The sequence below is a fragment of the Pseudomonas sp. CLCA07 genome (genome assembly GCF_053615335.1).
On sequence record NZ_CM132131.1, the window covers coordinates 4,076,399 to 4,091,723 of the forward strand.

Consider the following 15,325-nt stretch of genomic DNA (forward strand, 5'->3'; position numbering starts at 1 on the left):
CAACTCGGCGAAAGCTGAACGGTTTCCTCACACACACAAACGTTGCTACCCAGGGTGTTCGAATAATGAATCCACAAGAACTGAAGTCCATCCTCTCTTCCGGCCTGTTGTCTTTCCCGGTTACCGATTTCAATGCTCAGGGCGATTTCAATCGCGCGGGCTACATCAAGCGTCTTGAATGGCTGGCCCCATACGGCGCCTCGGCATTGTTCGCCGCGGGCGGCACCGGTGAGTTCTTCTCTCTGGCGGCCAGCGAATATTCGGAAATCATCAAGACTGCCGTCGACACCTGCGAAACCAGCGTGCCGATTCTGGCAGGCGTGGGCGGTTCGACCCGTCAAGCCATCGAATACGCACAGGAAGCCGAGCGCCTGGGCGCCAAAGGCCTGTTGCTGCTGCCGCACTACCTGACCGAAGCCAGCCAGGACGGCGTTGCCGCCCACGTTGAAGCCGTGTGCAAATCGGTAAAAATCGGCGTGGTGGTTTACAACCGTAACGTCTGCCGCCTGACCGCACCTTTGCTGGAACGTCTGGCCGAGCGCTGCCCGAACCTGATCGGCTACAAGGATGGCCTGGGCGATATCGAGCTGATGGTGTCGATCCGTCGCCGCCTCGGTGATCGTTTCAGCTACCTGGGTGGTTTGCCGACCGCCGAAGTTTACGCAGCGGCTTACAAGGCTCTGGGCGTGCCGGTTTACTCCTCGGCGGTGTTCAACTTCATCCCGAAAACCGCGATGGATTTCTACCACGCCATCGCTCGCGAAGATCACGCCACCGTCGGCAAGATCATCGACGACTTCTTCCTGCCGTACTTGGACATCCGTAACCGCAAAGCCGGTTACGCAGTGAGCATCGTCAAGGCCGGGGCAAAAATTGCCGGCTATGACGCAGGTCCTGTGCGTGCACCACTGACCGATCTGACGGCCGAAGAGTACGAAATGCTCGCCGCGCTGATCGACAAGCAAGGTGCGCAATAACACATCCGATTTAAATTGGCCGCGGAGTGATCAGCGGCCTTTTGTGTGAGGAGAACATTCCGTGGCAGATGCAAAGCGTTTTGATAACTACATCAATGGGGAATGGGTAGCGGGCAGTGATTACTGCGCCAACATCAATCCGTCCGAACTGACCGACACCATTGGCAACTACGCCAAAGCCGATCTGGCTCAGGTCCACGCCGCCATCGACGCCGCTCGCGCCGCGTTCCCGGCCTGGTCGACCTCGGGCATTCAGGCTCGTCACGATTCGCTGGACAAAGTCGGCACTGAAATCCTCGCCCGTCGCGAAGAACTCGGCACCTTGCTGGCCCGTGAAGAAGGCAAGACCTTGCCTGAAGCCATCGGCGAAGTGACCCGTGCCGGTAACATTTTCAAGTTCTTCGCTGGTGAAACCCTGCGTCTGTCCGGCGACTACCTGCCGTCGGTACGCCCGGGAGTGAACGTTGAAGTGACCCGCGAAGCATTGGGCGTGGTTGGCCTGATCACGCCGTGGAACTTCCCGATCGCAATTCCTGCGTGGAAAATCGCCCCGGCCCTGGCTTACGGTAACTGCGTCGTGCTGAAGCCAGCCGATCTGGTGCCGGGTTGCGCCTGGGCCCTGGCTGAAATCATCTCCCGCGCAGGCTTCCCGGCCGGCGTGTTCAACCTGGTGATGGGCAGCGGTCGTGTGGTTGGCGATGCGATGGTGCAGAGCCCGAAAGTCGACGGCATCAGCTTCACCGGTTCTGTTGGCGTTGGTCGTCAGATCGCGGTCAGCTGCGTCTCGCGTCAGGCCAAGGTTCAGCTGGAAATGGGTGGCAAGAACCCACAGATCATTCTCGACGATGCTGATCTCAAGCAAGCGGTCGAGCTGTCGGTACAGAGCGCGTTCTACTCCACTGGCCAGCGTTGCACCGCTTCGAGCCGCTTCATCGTTACCGCCGGCATTCACGACAAGTTCGTTGAAGCCATGGCCGAACGCATGAAGTCGATCAAGGTCGGCCACGCGCTGAAAGTCGGCACCGACATTGGTCCGGTCGTCTCGCAAGCTCAGCTTGAACAAGACATGAAGTACATCGACATCGGCCAGTCCGAAGGTGCTCGTCTGGTCAGCGGCGGCGGTCTGGTGACGTGTGACACCGAAGGCTACTACCTGGCGCCAACGCTGTTTGCCGACAGCGAAGCCGCGATGCGCATCAGCCGCGAAGAAATCTTTGGCCCGGTAGCCAACGTGGTTCGCGTTGCCGATTACGAAGCCGCGCTGGCCATGGCCAACGACACCGAATTCGGTCTGTCGGCGGGTATCGCCACTACGTCGCTGAAGTACGCCAACCACTTCAAACGCCACTCCCAGGCCGGGATGGTGATGGTCAACCTGCCGACCGCTGGCGTGGATTACCACGTTCCATTCGGCGGGCGTAAAGGTTCATCCTATGGATCCCGCGAGCAAGGTCGCTATGCGCAAGAGTTCTACACCGTGGTGAAGACCTCTTACATCGGTTCCTAAGCCGCTGCACTGCGATATCCGGATTTTCCGGATACCGCAAACCCCTGTAGGAGCTGTCGAGTGAAACGAGGCTGCGAAACATCAAAAGATCGCCGCCTCGTTTCACTCGACAGCTCCTACAGGGAACACACCCGTTTCACCCGCGCATAAAAATAATCAGTGGGAGTACATCTACATGCAAGCGACCAAGCCGACTCACGTCCGCTATTTGATCCTGCTCATGCTTTTTCTGGTGACCACGATCAACTACGCCGACCGGGCCACTATCGCCATCGCGGGCTCCAGCCTGCAAAAAGACCTCGGTATCGACGCGGTCACTCTCGGCTATATCTTCTCTGCATTCGGTTGGGCCTACGTGGCCGGGCAAATTCCCGGTGGCTGGTTGCTGGACCGTTTCGGCTCGAAAAAAGTGTATGCACTGAGCATCTTCACCTGGTCGCTGTTCACCGTGCTCCAGGGCTACGTCGGCGAATTTGGCATGTCCACGGCGATTGTTGCGCTGTTCATGCTGCGTTTCCTCGTCGGTCTGGCCGAAGCCCCATCCTTTCCTGGCAACGCACGCATTGTTGCGTCCTGGTTCCCGACCGCTGAACGCGGTACGGCTTCGGCGATCTTCAACTCGGCGCAATACTTCGCCACCGTGCTGTTCGCCCCGCTGATGGGCTGGATCGTTTACACCTTTGGCTGGCAGCACGTGTTTGTGGTGATGGGCAGCATAGGCATCGTGTTCTCGCTGATCTGGCTGAAAGTTATCCACAGTCCGCGCCAGCACCCGATGATCAACGAGGCCGAGTTCAAGCACATCGCCGAGAACGGCGGCATGGTCGACATGGACCAGGACAAAGGCAAAGGGAAAGCTGCCGACAAACCTGCTGAAGGTCCGAAGTGGGACTACGTGCGTCAGCTGCTGACCAATCGCATGATGCTGGGCGTGTACTTGAGCCAGTACTGCATCAACGCAATTACCTATTTCTTCCTGACCTGGTTTCCGGTGTACCTGGTGCAAGAACGCGGCATGACCATCCTCAAGGCCGGTTTTATTGCCTCGTTGCCGGCGATCTGCGGTTTTATCGGTGGTGTGTTGGGCGGTGTGATTTCCGATTACCTGCTGCGCAAAGGCCATTCCCTGACGTTCGCCCGCAAAGCGCCGATCATCGCGGGCTTGCTGGTGTCCAGCAGCATCGTGGCCTGTAACTACGTCGATATCGAATGGATGGTCGTGGGCTTCATGGCTTTGGCATTCTTCGGCAAAGGCGTGGGCGCACTGGGCTGGGCGGTGGTTTCCGACACGTCGCCGAAACAGATCGCCGGTTTGAGTGGCGGCCTGTTCAACATGTTCGGCAACATCGCGTCGATCACCACGCCAATCGTGATCGGCTACATCATCAGCTCCACCGGTTCGTTCAAATGGGCGCTTGTGTTTGTCGGTTGCAACGCACTGGTTGCGGTGTTCAGCTACCTGGTGATCGTCGGTCCGATCAAACGTGTGGTACTCAAGGAGCCGCCTGTCAGCGGTCCTGAAACAAACAACAAATTGTCACAAGCGCATTCCTGAGGAGCGGCGTCATGCAGTTGATTGAACATTCCGACTCGCCGCGCTACATCCGCCTGCACGAGCGGGACAACGTAGTGATCGTGGTCAATGACCAAGGCGTGCCAGCCGGCACTGAGTTTCCGGATGGCCTGGTGACTGTGGACTTCGTGCCACAGAGCCACAAAGTCACGCTGGAAGACATTCCTGAAGGCGGCCAGGTGATTCGTTACGGCCAGACCATTGGCTACGCGTTGCAGCCGATTCCGCGCGGCAGCTGGGTCAAGGAAGATCAACTGCGCATGCCCACCGCGCCACCGCTGGACAGCTTGCCGCTGTCTACCGAAGTGCCGGCGGCGCAGGCACCGCTGGAAGGCTTTACGTTCGAGGGTTATCGCAACGCCGATGGCACTGTAGGCACGCGCAATATTCTTGGGATCACCACGACTGTTCAGTGCGTCACCGGCGTGCTCGATCATGCGGTCAAGCGCATCAAGGACGAGCTGCTGCCCAAGTACCCGAATGTCGATGACGTGGTGGCGCTGACCCACAGTTACGGCTGTGGTGTGGCGATTACGGCGACCGACGCGTATATCCCGATCCGCACCGTGCGCAACCTGGCGCGCAACCCGAACCTGGGCGGCGAAGCGTTAGTGATCAGCCTGGGCTGCGAGAAGTTGCAGGCCGGGCAGGTAATGCACGAGAACGACAGTTCGGTGGATCTGAGCGAGCCGTGGTTGTACCGCTTGCAGGATTCGAGTCACGGTTTCACCGAGATGATCGAGCAGATCATGGTGCTGGCCGAAACCCGTCTGAAGAAGCTTGATCAGCGTCGCCGGGAAACCGTGCCGGCGTCCGAGCTAATCCTTGGCATGCAGTGCGGTGGCAGTGATGCGTTTTCCGGGATCACCGCCAACCCGGCGCTGGGTTATGCCTCGGACCTGTTGCTGCGTGCCGGTGCGACGGTGATGTTTTCCGAAGTCACTGAAGTGCGCGACGCCATCTACTTGCTGACTTCCCGCGCGGAGACCGAGGAAGTCGCTCAGGAGCTGGTGCGGGAAATGGATTGGTACGACCGTTATCTGGCCAAGGGCGAAGCGGATCGCAGCGCCAACACCACGCCGGGCAACAAGAAGGGCGGGTTGTCGAACATTGTTGAGAAGTCCCTGGGTTCGATCGTCAAGTCCGGCAGCAGCGCGATCAATGGGGTGCTTGGCCCTGGCGAGCGTTTCAAGCGCAAAGGGCTGATCTTCTGCGCGACCCCGGCCAGTGACTTTGTCTGCGGGACGTTGCAATTGGCGGCAGGGATGAACCTGCATGTGTTCACTACCGGTCGCGGCACGCCGTATGGTTTGGCGATGGCTCCGGTGGTGAAGGTCTCGACCCGTACCGAGCTGGCGCAGCGCTGGCCGGATTTGATCGATATCGATGCCGGGCGGATTGCTACCGGGCGCGCTTCGATTGAAGACCTCGGCTGGGAGTTGTTTCACTACTACCTGGATGTGGCCAGCGGTAAGAAACAGACGTGGGCCGAGCAGCACAAACTGCATAACGACATCACCCTGTTCAACCCGGCGCCGATCACCTGATACCGCGTCGCCTGCATCGCTGGCAAGCCAGCTCCTACAGGATTTCGCCGACCACTAAATCTGTGTACGCAACAAATTTGTAGGAGCTGGCTTGCCAGCGATAGCGGTCTACCAGACGCCGGGGTCCTCAGTGGCTTATCATTAGCCCCCTAACGACGCTCACCCAAGGTTCCCCCCGGCATGCTGGCTATCTTCCTCGAAACCCTGAACATCACCGCGCCGGTGTTTGCCATGCTGTTTCTGGGGGCGTTGCTCAAGCGCATCGACTGGATCAACGACAACTTCATCCACACCGCGTCGGCCCTGGTGTTCAACGTCACCATGCCGGCGTTGTTGTTTCTGGGCATCCTGCATGCCGACCTCAACGCCGCGCTACAACCGGCGCTGCTGATCTACTTCTCGATTGCCACGCTGGTGAGTTTCGCCATTGCCTGGGGCTGGGCGATCTGGAAGTGCCCGCGTGAAGATCGGGGGATCTATACCCAAGGCGCGTTTCGCGGCAACAACGGGGTGATCGGCCTGGCGCTGGCGGCGAGTATGTACGGCGATTACGGGATATCCCTGGGCGCGATTCTCGCAGCGCTGGTGATTCTGTTTTACAACACGCTCTCGACTATTGTGCTGGCGGTGTACAGCCCGGTGATCAAGTCCGATCCGTGGAGCATCTGCAAAAGCGTGATGGGCAATCCGTTGATCCTCAGCGTGTTTGCGGCGGCGCCGTTTGCCTATTTCAATATTGGCTTGCCGGGCTGGCTGGAGAAATCCGGCCAATACCTGGCGCAAACCACTTTGCCACTGGCGTTGATCTGCATTGGTGGCACGCTGTCGCTGGCGGCGTTGCGCAAAAGCGGCAACATGGCGCTCAGCTCAAGCCTGGTGAAGATGATCGGCCTGCCGGTACTGACAACCCTTGGCGCCTGGCTCTTGGGCTTTCGGGGGGCGGAGCTGGGGATTCTGTTTCTGTACTTCGGCAGCCCGACCGCAGCGGCCAGTTTTGTCATGGCGCGGCAGGCCAATGGCAATCACGAACTGGCGGCGGCGATCATTGTGATCACCACGTTGATGGCGGCGGTGACCACCAACATCGGGATCTTTTTGTTGCAGTGGGGTGGGTGGATCTAGCCCTGGGATTTTGGGTTGTTCTTCAGGGCCTCATCGCGAGCAGGCTCGCTCCCACAGTGGATCTCCTTTGTGCCACACAATGTGTAAACACCGAAGATCACTGTAGGAGCGGCGGTGCGGCGATCCGACTTGCCCGCGAAGACGGCTGAATTGTCACCACAAATGCCGGATTTTTACTCCGGCTTCTGATAGCTCTCAATCACTTCCTGCGCCGCCCGAAACGCATCAATCGCCGCCGGGGCGCCGGCATACACCGCGCAATGCAGCAGCGTTTCACGAATCTCCTCCACCGTGCAGCCGTTGTTTAGTGCACCGCGCACGTGGCCTTTCAATTCTTGCGGGCATTTGAGCGCGGTCAGCGCGGCGAGGGTGATCAGGCTGCGGGTTTTCAGCGCCAGGCCATCTCGGTTCCAGACAGCGCCCCAGGCGTGTTCATTGACGAAATCCTGCAACGGTTGGGTGAACTCAGTGGCATTGCCCAGTGCGCGGTCGACGAAGGCGTCGCCCATCACTTGGCGGCGGACTTCAACGCCAGGTTTTTTATTGTCGGTCATGGCACATCCTTCTTGTGGTGTTGGCGACGCCAGGCGAGCAGGGACGTGAACAGCAGAAACGCCACCAGCGTCGGCAGGACGAAAAACAGCATCAGGTGTTCAAGCTTGGCGGCCAGTGGCATGCCGGTGGTGAACGACACCACGTGCAGCCCGTAAGCCAGGTACAAACCCAGACACAGCAAACCTTCGGCCCGGGTCACCCGGTAGCCGGTGTAGAACAGCGGCAGACAAAACACCGCGACACCGAGCATCACCGGCAAGTCGAAATCCAGGGCGTTGGGTGAGACCGACAGGGGCGACGGCGCGATCAGTGCCGTCACGCCCAGTACACCCAGAAGGTTGAACAGGTTGCTGCCGATCACGTTGCCCACGGCAATCTCCCGCTCACCACGCAGGGCTGCGATCAATGAGGTGGCCAGCTCTGGCAGGGACGTGCTGACGGCAACAATGGTCAGGCCGATGATCCGTTCCGACAACCCTAGGTCGGTCGCCACCTCTACTGCAGCCCCCAACAGCAGATGCCCGGCGTAAATCAGCATCGCCAGCCCGGCCACGATCATCAGCAGGCTGACGAACCAGGGGGGCGGACGGCTTAGCGGATCGCTCGATAGCGGACGAGCCGAGTGCTGAGACTGGCGCAGCAGCAAGCCCAGGTATAGCGCCAGTGCGGCCAGCAGTATTACGCCATCCGTTCGGGTCAGTTCTTCATTCCAGGCCAGGACGAACACCAGCAGGCTGGCGCCGATCATCAGCGGAATATCCAGGCGCACCAGTTGCCGCGAAACGCGCAGCGGAATGATCAGCGCCGAGAGCCCGAGGGTGACGAGAATGTTGAAGATACTGCTGCCGATCACGCTGCCGACGGCGATGTCGGCATTTTCCGCGAGGGTGGCTTGCAGGCTGACCGCCATCTGCGGTGCGCTGCTGCCGAGAGCGACGATGGTCAAGCCGATGATCAGCGGCCGCACATGCCACCGCGCCGCGAGGCGCACGGCGGCACGCACCATCAGCTCCGCGCCTGCGATCAGTAAAACCAGGCCGCTGAGCAGTTCAACCACACTGATCAGGGGTAAATCGGCAAGTCCGAAAATGGTTGGTGCTCCGTCTGTCAGTCGTCGAGGGCTTGCACGCGAACCTTGGCGGTGCCGCTTTTGATCATGCCCAAGCGCTCGGCGGCTTCATGGGACAGATCGATCAGACGTCCGCGGGTATGCGGCCCGCGATCGTTGATGCGGACCACGCAGGACTTGTCGTTGTTCAGATTGGTGACCTTCACCCGCGTGCCGAAGGGCAACTGGCGATGGGCGGCGGTCATGGAGTTCTTGTCGAAACGCTCGCCACTGGCGGTGCGTTTGCCTTGGTGTTTGGCACCGTAATAGGACGCCGTGCCGGTTTTGTCGTAGCCGTGTGGATCGACGACATCGTTACTGGCACAACCGGCCAGCAGAGCGAGCAGGGCGCAGGCGCTAAGTAGACGCTTCATTCAAAGGTTTCCGAAACTAACTGTAGGAGCGAGCTTGCTCGCGAAAGCGCCATGACAGTCAACAGAAATGTTGAATGTGATGCCCCCTTCGCGAGCAAGCTCGCTCCTACAAGGATTTGAGCCAGGCGTTAAAACTGGCTCCATTGTCATCAGCCTTCGAGCTTGCTTTTGAGCAATTCGTTCACTTGTTGCGGGTTGGCCTTGCCTTTGGAGGCTTTCATGGCCTGGCCGACGAAGAAGCCGAACATTTTGCCGCGTTTGGCTTCGTCTGCCGCGCGGTACTGTTCAACCTGTTCGGCGTTGGCCGCGAGCATCTCGTCCAGCACCGCCGAGATGGCGCCGCTGTCGGTGACTTGCTTGAGGCCGCGCTTGTCGATGATTTCGTCCGCGCTGCCTTCGCCGTTGGCCATCGCTTCAAACACCACCTTGGCGATCTTGCCGGAGATGGTGTTGTCCTTGATGCGCAACAGCATGCCGCCCAGTTGCTCGGCGGAAACCGGCGACTGTTCGATATCCAGGCCTTGCTTGTTGAGCAGGCTGCCCAACTCGACCATCACCCAGTTAGCCGCCAGCTTGGCGTCGCCGCCAATGCTCGCGACTTTCTCGAAGTAATCGGCTTGCTCGCGGCTGGTCGCCAGCACGCTGGCGTCATAGACCGACAGACCGAATTGCTCCTGGAAACGCTCGCGTTTTTGCGGCGGCAATTCCGGCAGGGTGGCCCGCACGTCGTCGAGGAACGAGTCTTCGATGACCACTGGCAGCAGGTCCGGATCGGGGAAGTAACGGTAGTCGTTGGCTTCCTCTTTGCTGCGCATCGGACGGGTTTCGTCCTTGTTCGGATCGTACAGACGGGTCTGCTGGATCACTTTGCCGCCGTCTTCGATCAGCTCGATCTGACGCTGGACTTCGCTGTTGATCGCCTTCTCGATGAAGCGGAACGAGTTGACGTTCTTGATCTCGCAGCGAGTGCCGAATTCAACCTGGCCTTTCGGACGGATCGACACGTTGCAGTCGCAACGTAGCGAGCCTTCGGCCATGTTGCCGTCGCAGATGCCCAGGTAGCGCACCAGTGCGTGGATGGTCTTGACGTAAGCCACGGCTTCCTTGGCGCTACGCATGTCCGGCTCGGACACGATTTCCAGCAGCGGTGTGCCGGCACGGTTCAGGTCGATGCCGGTGGCGCCGTTGAATTCTTCGTGCAGGCTTTTACCGGCGTCTTCTTCCAGGTGCGCACGGGTCACGCCGACACGTTTGATCGTGCCGTCTTCCATGGCGATGTCCAGGTGGCCCTTGCCAACGATCGGCAATTCCATCTGGCTGATCTGGTAGCCCTTGGGCAGGTCCGGATAGAAATAGTTTTTACGGGCGAACACGTTGTGTTGGCCGATCTCGGCGTCAATCGCCAGACCGAACATCACCGCCATGCGCACTGCTTCCTGGTTCAGCACCGGCAGTACGCCGGGCATGCCCAGGTCGACCAGGCTGGCCTGGGTGTTCGGCTCGGAACCGAACGTGGTCGAACTACCGGAAAAGATTTTCGACCGGGTGGTGAGCTGGGTATGAATCTCCAGCCCGATCACGACTTCCCATTGCATGTGTGTCTCCTCAGAAGCCTTTGCTGGGGATTTTGAAACGTCGCGAGCGAAGGTAAGGCAAGGCGAAAACTGGCGAGTAAGCGGAGTTGACTTTAGTCAATGAGCATTACGAGCCAGTTTTCAACGCCGCATTACCGAGCGCAGCAGTTTCAAAACCCCTGCGGGGTGCGGGTGTGCCAGTCAGTGTTTAGCTGATACTGGTGGGCAACGTTCAACAGGCGACCTTCCTGGAAATACGGGGCGAGCAGTTGCACGCCCACCGGCAGGCCATCGACGAAACCGGCTGGCATGGACAAGCCTGGCAGGCCGGCGAGGTTGGCGGTGATGGTGTAGACGTCTTCCAGGTACGCAGCGACCGGGTCGCTGTTCTTGGCGCCCAGCTTCCAGGCCGGGTTCGGCGTGGTTGGGCCGAGGATGATGTCGACCTCATTAAAGGCTGCCATGAAGTCGTTCTTGATCAAGCGACGAATCTTCTGCGCCTTGAGGTAGTAGGCGTCGTAGTAACCGGCCGACAGCGCGTAGGCACCGACCATGATCCGGCGCTGCACTTCCGGGCCGAAACCTTCGCCACGGGAGCGCTTGTACAGATCGATCAGGTCTTTCGGGTTTTCGCAGCGATGGCCGAAACGCACGCCGTCGAAACGCGACAGGTTGGACGAAGCTTCCGCTGGAGCGATCACGTAGTACGCAGGAATCGCGTGCTGCATGTTCGGCAGGCTGATTTCCTTGATCACGGCGCCGAGCTTTTCCAGCTCCTTGACGCTGTTGTGAATCAGCTCGGCAATGCGCGGGTCGAGACCGGCGCTGAAATACTCTTTCGGCACACCGATGCGCAGGCCTTGCAGCGAACCGTTAAGGCTGGCGCTGTAATCAGGCACAGGCTCGTCGATGCTGGTGGAGTCATTTGGATCGAAGCCGGCCATACCTTGCAACAATATTGCACAGTCTTCGGCGGTGCGCGCCATCGGCCCGCCCTGATCGAGGCTGGAGGCGTAGGCAATCATGCCCCAGCGCGAAACGCGGCCGTACGTCGGTTTCAGGCCAGTGAGGTTAGTCAGCGCAGCGGGCTGGCGAATGGAGCCGCCGGTATCGGTACCTGTGGCCGCAGGCAGCAGGCGCGCGGCAACCGCAGCCGCCGAACCGCCGGACGAACCGCCAGGCACGTGTTCCAGGTTCCACGGGTTTTTTACCGGGCCGTAGTAGCTCGACTCGTTGGCCGACCCCATGGCGAATTCGTCCATGTTGGTCTTGCCCAGGGTTACGGTCCCGGCAGCGGCCAGCTTGGCAACAACGGTGGCGTCGTATGGTGCTTTAAAATTGTCGAGCATCTTCGAGCCGCAGCTGGTGCGGATGCCCTGGGTGCAGAACAGGTCTTTGTGCGCAATCGGCGCGCCGAGCAGGGCGCCGCTCTCGCCATTGGCCCGGCGTGCGTCAGCGGCTTTCGCCTGCTGGAGCGCCAGGTCTTCGGTGAGGCTGATGAAGCTGTTGAGCTGGGGATCGAGCAGGGCGATACGCGCCAGCAGGGTCTTGGTCAGCTCTTCGGAAGAAAACTTTTTATCGGCGAGTCCGCGGGCGATCTCGGCCAGAGTCAATTGATGCATTGCAGGCTCTTTCCCTTTAGTCGATGACTTTCGGAACCAGGTACAGGCCGTTTTCGACCGCTGGTGCGATGGACTGATAGGCCTCGCGATGATTGGTCTCGGTCACGACGTCTGCACGCAGGCGCTGGCTGGCTTCCAGTGGGTGGGCCAGCGGCTCGATACCGTCGGTATTGACCGCCTGCATTTCGTCGACCAGACCCAGAATGCTGTTCAGGGCTGAGGTGATTTGTGGAAGATCGGCATCATTGAGGCCAAGGCAGGCCAAATGAGCGATTTTTTCCACGTCGGAGCGTTCAAGCGTCATTGCGATTCTCCAGTGGAAAACAGAACGGACGGCGTCCGTGTGTTAGATTGTCTGAACACTACCGCATTTCTACGGTCATAAGGCCGCGATTGTGGGGGTTGGTGCACAGAAAAGCGGCCAATTTAACATATTGGCGCCTTGCCCAAAATCCCTGTCGTTGTTAGAGTTTGCCGCACTTTTTTACCCACGCGTTGCCTAGGGTCCCTTTCCCATGTTCAAGAAACTGCGTGGCATGTTTTCCAGCGATCTTTCCATTGACCTGGGCACTGCCAACACCCTTATTTACGTGCGCGAGCGCGGTATCGTCCTGAATGAGCCATCGGTTGTGGCTATTCGGACACACGGTAACCAGAAAAGTGTCGTTGCTGTCGGCACCGAAGCGAAGCGCATGCTCGGCCGAACGCCGGGCAACATTGCTGCCATTCGTCCGATGAAGGACGGCGTGATTGCCGATTTCAGCGTCTGCGAAAAGATGCTGCAATATTTTATCAACAAGGTTCACGAAAACAGCTTTCTGCAGCCTAGCCCTCGTGTGTTGATCTGCGTTCCGTGCAAATCCACTCAGGTTGAGCGTCGTGCCATCCGTGAATCGGCCCTTGGTGCCGGTGCTCGTGAAGTGTTCCTGATCGAAGAGCCAATGGCTGCCGCGATCGGTGCCGGCCTGCCGGTTGAAGAAGCACGCGGTTCGATGGTGGTCGATATCGGTGGTGGTACTACCGAAATCGCACTGATCTCCCTGAACGGTGTGGTTTACGCCGAATCCGTACGGGTTGGCGGCGACCGCTTCGACGAAGCGATCATCACCTACGTGCGTCGCAACTACGGCAGCCTGATCGGTGAGTCCACCGCTGAACGCATCAAACAGGAAATCGGTACAGCCTACCCAGGCGGCGAAGTACGTGAAGTCGACGTGCGTGGCCGTAACCTGGCCGAAGGCGTTCCACGTGCTTTCACCCTGAACTCCAATGAAGTGCTGGAAGCTCTGCAAGAGTCCCTGGCCACCATCGTGCAGGCTGTGAAAAGTGCACTGGAGCAATCGCCTCCTGAGCTGGCGTCCGATATCGCCGAGCGCGGTCTGGTATTGACCGGTGGTGGCGCCTTGCTGCGTGACCTCGACAAGTTGCTGGCCCAGGAAACAGGTCTGCCGGTGATCGTCGCCGAAGACCCGCTGACCTGCGTTGCTCGCGGCGGTGGCCGTGCGTTGGAAATGATGGATAAACACACCATGGACCTGCTTTCCAGCGAGTGATTTCGCCGGTTGCATCTATGCTGTTGGCGCGCAGGTAGCACTTTGCAGTGCTGCCTGTTGGCGTTTATCTTCTGTCAGTCTGCATCCAGGCCGGTTTGATGCCGTATGAATAAAGAGAACATTTGCCTGGGAGGAGCGGCTTATTAAACCGCTTTTCACCAAAGGGCCTTCACTGGGCGTGCGCTTGTTGGTGCTGGTCGTGCTATCGGTCGCGCTGATGGTGGTCGATGCCCGCTTCACACTGCTCAAGCCAGTGCGTAGCCAAATGTCGCTGGTGCTGATGCAGTCTTACTGGATCACCGACCTGCCGCAGCGGCTATGGCAGGGTGTGGCCAGCCAATTTGGCAGCCGTACCGAACTCGTCGCGGAAAACGAAAAACTCAAAACCGAAAACCTGCTGTTGCAAGGCCGCATGCAGAAGCTTGCCGCCCTCACCGAGCAGAACGTTCGGTTGCGCGAGTTGCTCAACTCCTCCGCGTTGGTTAACGAGAAGGTCGAAGTGGCCGAGTTGATCGGCATGGACCCGAACCCCTTCACCCATCGCATCATCATCAACAAAGGTGAGCGCGACGGTGTGATCCTCGGTCAGCCGGTGCTCGATGCGCGTGGCCTGATGGGGCAGGTGGTCGAGTTGATGCCCTACACCTCCCGCGTATTGCTGCTGACTGACACTACCCACAGTATTCCCGTGCAGGTGAACCGTAACGGTCTGCGGGCGATTGCCAGCGGCACCGGCAACCCGGAACGCCTCGAGTTGCGTCACGTAGCCGATACCGCCGACATCAAGGAAGGTGATCTGCTGGTCAGCTCCGGCCTTGGTCAGCGGTTCCCGGCGGGTTACCCGGTGGCGACGGTCAAGGAAGTGATTCACGACTCCGGACAGCCGTTTGCCATCGTTCGCGCCGTACCGACCGCCGCGTTGAACCGCAGCCGTTATTTGCTGCTGGTGTACAGTGACGGCCGCACGGCCGAGGAGCGCGCCAACGAAGCGGCCCAGGTGCAGGAAGCACTGGACCAGCACGGCGGTGGCCCGATCATTCCGGCGACTGTACCCAAACCGGTTCCTGTGACACCTGCTGCAACGGTTGCACCTGCTGCCGCACCTGTCGCGCCCGCTGCCCCGGCTACTGCAACTCCGGCCAAGCCTGCTGCTGTGAAACCGGGCGCTAAAAAGCCGCCGGAGGCAGCACCTGCAGCCGCTAAACCGCCGGCAACGCCACCCACCGTCGTGAAGCCTGCTGCCAAACCGCCTGTCCCCGCGCCGGCTACCACTGGGAGACAAGAATAATGGTCGGTGTCAAAGCCTCCCGAAACGGCTGGATGGTCTGGGTAACGTTTGCCGTAGGCCTGTTGCTCAGCGTCTCGCCGTTGCCGCAATTCATGGAAATTCTCCGCCCGCTGTGGTTGGCGTTGCTGCTCGCATTCTGGGCGCTGGCCATGCCGCAAAAAGTCGGCATGCTCACCGCCTGGTGCCTGGGACTGGCTGAAGACGTGCTTTATGGCACGTTGCTTGGCCAGAATGCGCTGATCCTGACGTTGATCACCTTCCTGGTGCTGTCGCTGCAACAGCGCTTGCGCATGTTCCCGATGTGGCAGCAGAGCCTGGTGATTCTGGTGATCTTCGGCCTCGCACAGCTTGTTCAACTATGGCTGAGTGCCTTGACCGGTAATCGTCAACCAACGCTGGCGCTGGTACTGCCGGCCCTGGTCAGTGCGTTGCTGTGGCCATGGGTCAGCTACGGTTTGCGTGGTCTGCGTCGGCGCTACAAAATCAATTAATTCGGTCAGGCATTTGCCCGCACCTGCACCAGAC

Annotated in this window: 14 protein-coding genes; 8 read left to right on the plus strand and 6 right to left on the minus strand. The window is 59.5% G+C overall.

The window, feature by feature from the left end:
- Positions 1 to 65: 65 nt before the first annotated feature.
- The 5 genes from kdgD (at position 66) to ACWGZX_RS18680 (ending at position 6,726) form a co-directional block, all read left to right on the plus strand.
- On the plus strand, positions 66 to 977 hold the full coding sequence (kdgD, locus tag ACWGZX_RS18660; RefSeq protein ID WP_452624939.1) for a 5-dehydro-4-deoxyglucarate dehydratase: 912 nt from the start codon (positions 66 to 68) through the stop codon (positions 975 to 977).
- A 61-nt stretch (positions 978 to 1,038) separates the two neighbouring features.
- A complete protein-coding gene (locus ACWGZX_RS18665) occupies positions 1,039 to 2,484 on the plus strand; it encodes an aldehyde dehydrogenase family protein (RefSeq protein ID WP_452624940.1) in 1,446 nt (481 codons plus the stop codon).
- 175 nt (positions 2,485 to 2,659) lie between these two features.
- Positions 2,660 to 4,039: an MFS transporter gene (locus tag ACWGZX_RS18670; protein ID WP_452624941.1), complete on the plus strand. Its 1,380-nt coding sequence runs from the start codon at positions 2,660 to 2,662 to the stop codon at positions 4,037 to 4,039.
- Positions 4,040 to 4,050: 11 nt separating this feature from the next.
- Entirely contained in the window at positions 4,051 to 5,604 is a 1,554-nt protein-coding gene (garD, locus tag ACWGZX_RS18675) for a galactarate dehydratase (protein WP_452624942.1), read from the plus strand.
- 180 nt (positions 5,605 to 5,784) lie between these two features.
- On the plus strand, positions 5,785 to 6,726 hold the full coding sequence (locus tag ACWGZX_RS18680; RefSeq protein WP_452624943.1) for an AEC family transporter: 942 nt from the start codon (positions 5,785 to 5,787) through the stop codon (positions 6,724 to 6,726).
- 173 nt (positions 6,727 to 6,899) lie between these two features.
- Here the strand turns inward: ACWGZX_RS18680 and ACWGZX_RS18685 are convergent, their stop codons facing one another.
- The 6 genes from ACWGZX_RS18685 to gatC all read right to left on the minus strand — a co-directional run bounded on the left by ACWGZX_RS18685 (position 6,900) and on the right by gatC (position 12,263).
- Positions 6,900 to 7,280 (minus strand): carboxymuconolactone decarboxylase family protein, encoded by a 381-nt coding sequence (locus ACWGZX_RS18685; RefSeq protein ID WP_452624944.1) that lies wholly within the window; start codon positions 7,278 to 7,280, stop codon positions 6,900 to 6,902.
- Entirely contained in the window at positions 7,277 to 8,338 is a 1,062-nt protein-coding gene (locus ACWGZX_RS18690; protein WP_452624945.1) for a calcium/sodium antiporter, read from the minus strand. Before ACWGZX_RS18690 ends, ACWGZX_RS18685 begins: the two co-directional genes overlap by 4 nt.
- A gap of 50 nt (positions 8,339 to 8,388) precedes the next feature.
- A complete protein-coding gene (locus ACWGZX_RS18695) occupies positions 8,389 to 8,763 on the minus strand; it encodes a septal ring lytic transglycosylase RlpA family protein (protein ID WP_452624946.1) in 375 nt (124 codons plus the stop codon).
- A gap of 149 nt (positions 8,764 to 8,912) precedes the next feature.
- A complete protein-coding gene (gene gatB, locus ACWGZX_RS18700) occupies positions 8,913 to 10,358 on the minus strand; it encodes an Asp-tRNA(Asn)/Glu-tRNA(Gln) amidotransferase subunit GatB (protein ID WP_150782085.1) in 1,446 nt (481 codons plus the stop codon).
- A 149-nt stretch (positions 10,359 to 10,507) separates the two neighbouring features.
- Entirely contained in the window at positions 10,508 to 11,959 is a 1,452-nt protein-coding gene (gene gatA, locus ACWGZX_RS18705; protein ID WP_452624947.1) for an Asp-tRNA(Asn)/Glu-tRNA(Gln) amidotransferase subunit GatA, read from the minus strand.
- 16 nt (positions 11,960 to 11,975) lie between these two features.
- Positions 11,976 to 12,263, minus strand: coding sequence for an Asp-tRNA(Asn)/Glu-tRNA(Gln) amidotransferase subunit GatC (gene gatC / locus ACWGZX_RS18710; RefSeq protein ID WP_452624948.1), 288 nt, complete (start codon positions 12,261 to 12,263; stop codon positions 11,976 to 11,978).
- Positions 12,264 to 12,474: 211 nt separating this feature from the next.
- On the opposite strand from gatC, the gene mreB reads away from it, so the two are divergent.
- From mreB to mreD, 3 genes are all read left to right on the plus strand, one after another.
- On the plus strand, positions 12,475 to 13,512 hold the full coding sequence (gene mreB, locus ACWGZX_RS18715) for a rod shape-determining protein MreB (RefSeq protein WP_002555108.1): 1,038 nt from the start codon (positions 12,475 to 12,477) through the stop codon (positions 13,510 to 13,512).
- Between the two features lie 178 nt (positions 13,513 to 13,690).
- Positions 13,691 to 14,800, plus strand: coding sequence for a rod shape-determining protein MreC (mreC, locus tag ACWGZX_RS18720; protein WP_452624949.1), 1,110 nt, complete (start codon positions 13,691 to 13,693; stop codon positions 14,798 to 14,800).
- Complete coding sequence (gene mreD, locus ACWGZX_RS18725) at positions 14,800 to 15,291, plus strand: rod shape-determining protein MreD (RefSeq protein ID WP_223516488.1); 492 nt, start codon at positions 14,800 to 14,802, stop codon at positions 15,289 to 15,291. The genes mreC and mreD overlap by 1 nt, the downstream gene beginning before the upstream one ends.
- Positions 15,292 to 15,325: the final 34 nt, after the last annotated feature.